Source organism: Chitinophaga sp., from assembly GCF_035564935.1.
Lineage (GTDB): Bacteria > Bacteroidota > Bacteroidia > Chitinophagales > Chitinophagaceae > Chitinophaga.
In genome coordinates, this window is the sequence record NZ_DATMTE010000183.1 from 1 (window position 1) to 3,481 (window position 3,481).

The following is a 3,481-nucleotide window of genomic DNA, read 5'->3' on the forward strand; positions in this document are numbered from 1 at the left end:
AATCCGCGGCAGGATCCGCTCAGCGGAGCCTGAACTCCTGCGACAGCACGAAGTTGGCGGAGCTTTTTCCTATATTTATTCTATACGTGCCTTTATATAATTTCCATTTATGTTGCTGTAAATCCCATTTCTGTAACTCTGTTGCGGGCACTTCAAGTGTTGTAATTGCTTCCCCGCCTTTGCTCACGTGTACCCGTTTAAAGGCTTTCAATTCCTTTACCGGCATACGTTCCATGTCAGGATAAGTGATATAGGCCTGTACTACTTCATCGCCATCGAAGGCGCCGGTATTTTTAACGGTTACGGATACACGAATAGTGTCTTTGCTGTAGTATTCCTTTGCCGGCGGAGTATGCCAGTTGTAATCAAACTTCGTATAGCTCATACCGTAGCCAAATGGATATTCCACTTTTCCTTTAAAATAACGGTAGGTACGGTTCTTCATGCTGTAGTCTTTATAGTCGGGTAAATCCTGCAGGGATTGATAAAAAGTAACCGGGAGGCGCCCTGCGGGCGAATATTTTCCGAAGATGATATCAGCGAGTGCATTACCTCCCTGTTCTCCGGGATACCATGCCAGGATGATGGCGTCTGCGTAAGGGGCGATAGCCGCAACATCCACGGCGCTGCCGGCAGTGATCACCGCAATGATGGGCTTTTTATGCGCTTCTCTCAATTTCTTCATGAACAGGATCTGTGAACGGGGCAGGCTCAGTGTATTCTTATCGCCACCGGAAGATGACAGGAAAGCATCGCCTTCTTCTCCTTCCAGCAATGGTGTTAAGCCAATTACAGCTACCGTTACATCGCAGTTCTGCGAAGCCCAGATGCCTCCAAAATGCAGGGTATCGGTAAAGTCGCAGCCCTGGTCGTATTGCATGGCCATACCCGGGCCGGCGGCTTTGGCCAAACCGGCGGCAAAGGTTACCATGTTGCCCGATACGCCGTGATAGTTACCCATCAATGCTTCCAGCGATGCGGAGTTGGAGCCGGTTACCAGCATGGAAGCATATTTATCCCGGGTTAAAGGCAACACGCCATCATTTTTCAGCAGTACCATACTTTCACGGGCGGCTTCACGCGCCAGCCGGGCATGGTAGCCATTGTTTACACTATCTTCCCCATACTGGCTGTAAGGGCTCACTACCGGTGCATCCAGCAATCCCAGCTTTATACGGGTACGCAGCGTGGCGCTCAATGCACTGTCTACATTAGCGCTGGTGAGCCATCCCTTATCGATCGCCTTCATCACATCGTCCTGCAGGATATTGGCGCAATCCAGGTTAACGCCTGCTTTCACTGCGGCGGCGGCTACTTCTTCACGGGTAGGAATAGCCTTATGACGCAGCCAGATATCATCCAGTGCCCAGCAATCGGTTACTACCTGTCCGCCGAATTTCCACTCATGCCGCAGGATATCCTGCAACAATGTATTACCGGTGCAGCAAGGCTGGCTGTTTACGCGGTTATAAGCACACATAACAGACTCCACTTTGCCGTCTACCAGCTTCTTAAATGCGTAGAGATAGGTTTCCCGCAGGTCTTTTTCATCGATGATAGCGTTAAAGCTGTGCCGGTCGGCCTCCGGGCCGCTGTGTACCGCGAAATGCTTGGCACAGGCAGCGGTTTTCAGTCTGCCTGGCACATCGCCCTGCAACCCTTGCACAAATGCGCCGGCCATAGTAGCGGTGAGGTAAGGATCCTCCCCGTATGTTTCCTGTCCCCGGCCCCAGCGGGGATCGCGGAAGATGTTGATGTTAGGCGTCCAGAAGTTGAGCCCCAGGTACTGTACATGCCGGTGTTGCTGCACAGCGAGGTTATATTTAGCCCTGGCTTCTGTAGAAATGGTGTTGGCTACTTCCCTTGCCAGCGGTGCATTAAAGGTGGCCGATAACCCGATTGCCTGTGGATATACCGTAGCTTCACCACCACGGGCAATGCCGTGCAATGCTTCATTCCACCAGTTATAGGCGGGGATGTGCAAACGGCCGATCGCCGGGCTGTTGTAACCAAGCAGCGATATCTTTTCGGGAAGGGTAAGGGTATGCAGGAGGTCGTTCACCCGCTCATTCAACGGCGCATCCGCCCTGCTGAATAATGCCGGCTGCTGTGCAGCAGCATTTAAAGTAAATAAACATATACAAGCACTAAAAAAGAATACCTGTTTTCCCCACATGCTAAACCAATTTTTTCTATAAGAGATGCGATGTTCCCGCAAGTTATCATATAAAAACATAATCGCATGGCGGTATCCCTCACAATGGTTTATTTTGTTTATTATCGTGCAGAAAATAATAAAATAGTATGACTAATTGGGAAAAGATCAGGGCTGACTACCCGGTATGTAATAACAGTACTTACTTTTTCACCAACGGCGGCGGACCGGTAAGTACCCCCCTTGTACAAAAGGCAACGGCGTTGCTCACCGCACTCAGTGAAAAAGGCCGGGGAGTAATGCCGGGATGGAATCAACAGGCCAATGAAGTAAGGGCGCTTATTGCCGGAATGATCCATGCAAAGGCAAGTGAAATTGCCTTTGTCACCAATACTTCCCAGGCTATGACCCTGCTGTACGGGATGTTTCCCAGGCAGTATGAGATCATCACCATGCGTGATGAATTTCCCAGCAGCTTTGTGGGATGGATGCATAACGGTCACACCGTTCATTTTGTTGATAGCGATGAGCACAATGTAATTTCAGTAGCCGGCATTGCCGCTAAAATCACACCGGCCACCCGGGTGCTGATCACCAGCCATGTGATGTTCAGAACAGGCTTCCGTCAGAACCTGAAAGCCATTGGTGAATTGTGTAAACAACATCAGCTGATCCACATTGTAGATGCTACGCAATCGTTCGGTGTAAACAATATTGATGTACAGGAATATAACATAGACATACTCATCTTTCATGCCTATAAATGGGCTGGGGCCGGCTACGGCGCCGGCGCTATGTATGTATCACAGAAAATACTGGACCAGCATCCGCCCCAGGTGATGAGCTGGTACAATGTAGATTATGAAAACCCCGACTTCGACCTGGTGCGCGACTATACAAAGTTCACCCCCAAAAAGGACGCCACCGTATTTGAAACCGGTACACCGCCGTTTATAAATATTCTTTTACTGGGAGAAGCACTGCAGTATATTCAGCGTACAGGCGTTGCCGTTATTGAATCCTATGTTCAGGAACTTATTGCATACCTGGGCCGGCAAGCGGCCGCCCATCAGATACGGTTATCGTCTGCTTACCCGCCGGAACACCTTTCTGCCATCCAGCTGCTGGAAATCACTCCGGAGCAAAATGAAAAAGTGTTAAAGAATAATATCCTGGCGAGATATAAGAATAACAGGCTTACCGTAGCGCTTAATTGCTACAACAACAAAGCCGATATCGACAGGCTGTTCGCCGTGCTCGTAGAATAGGGCGCCTTCGGCGCCTGCGCGGATTTTGTCTGACTCAGGATTAAACTGATTACACTGA

2 protein-coding genes are annotated in these 3,481 nt (G+C 49.8%); one reads left to right on the forward strand and one right to left on the reverse strand.

Features of this window, described 5'->3' with window-relative positions:
* Positions 1-19 precede the first annotated feature (19 nt).
* A complete protein-coding gene (locus VN105_RS04810) occupies positions 20-2,176 on the reverse strand; it encodes a glycoside hydrolase family 3 N-terminal domain-containing protein (protein ID WP_325638465.1) in 2,157 nt (718 codons plus the stop codon).
* 128 nt (positions 2,177-2,304) lie between these two features.
* Between VN105_RS04810 and VN105_RS04815 the strand changes: the two genes are divergently transcribed.
* Positions 2,305-3,423 carry an aminotransferase class V-fold PLP-dependent enzyme gene (locus tag VN105_RS04815; protein WP_325638467.1) on the forward strand — a complete coding sequence of 373 codons (1,119 nt, stop codon included), beginning with the start codon at positions 2,305-2,307 and terminating at the stop codon, positions 3,421-3,423.
* Positions 3,424-3,481 lie beyond the last annotated feature (58 nt).

Bases quoted from the DNA above. Each gene is read 5' to 3' on its own strand.
- VN105_RS04810 (WP_325638465.1), bottom strand. From the start codon at position 2,176: ATGTGGGGAAAACAGGTATTCTTTTTTAGTGCTTGTATATGTTTATTT.
- VN105_RS04815 (WP_325638467.1), top strand. From the start codon at position 2,305: ATGACTAATTGGGAAAAGATCAGGGCTGACTACCCGGTATGTAATAAC.